The organism is Pseudoalteromonas sp. S558 (assembly GCF_005886635.1).
In the GTDB taxonomy this organism is placed as follows: domain Bacteria; phylum Pseudomonadota; class Gammaproteobacteria; order Enterobacterales; family Alteromonadaceae; genus Pseudoalteromonas; species Pseudoalteromonas aliena.
In genome coordinates this window covers 1-394 of sequence record NZ_PNDU01000582.1, presented here as the reverse complement: position 1 = coordinate 394, position 394 = coordinate 1, and the positions used below count along the sequence as shown (strand labels likewise).

1 pseudogene is annotated in these 394 nt (G+C 37.8%); it reads right to left on the bottom strand.

What is annotated here, in order from left to right:
• Positions 1-105: 105 nt before the first annotated feature.
• Positions 106-394, bottom strand: a pseudogene (locus tag CWB66_RS22385) (hypothetical protein); the annotation flags it as partial.

The window sequence follows — 394 nt, the reverse complement described above, 5'->3', positions numbered from 1 at the left end:
ATCAGGTTTACAATGCCAGCCACCCATATCATTACCCAATTTAGCCTTGCTAAGCGCATTTACTGACATGCCTGCATTTCCATCTTCTTTGAAGTCTCCGTATTTTCACTCATCAGCGTGCCACGCAATGACTTTATCTATGCTTGATTGCCATAAACAATCATCGCCATTGGTAAGGCCTTTAATGGCCTCGATAAGCGGAACAATGCATTGTTGTACATCCTTATCTTTAGTTGATTTAGCCTCAGTAAGCGCATTTTCAATTTCATTTGTCGAAAGTACTTTGCCTGTGCCTATTTTTATTAGTAAGTGTTGATATTTAATAATAGCTTTCTTAGTTAGGCTGCTGGTTGTAAAGTGATATTGATGTTCACGTAATTTACTTATTATTGGC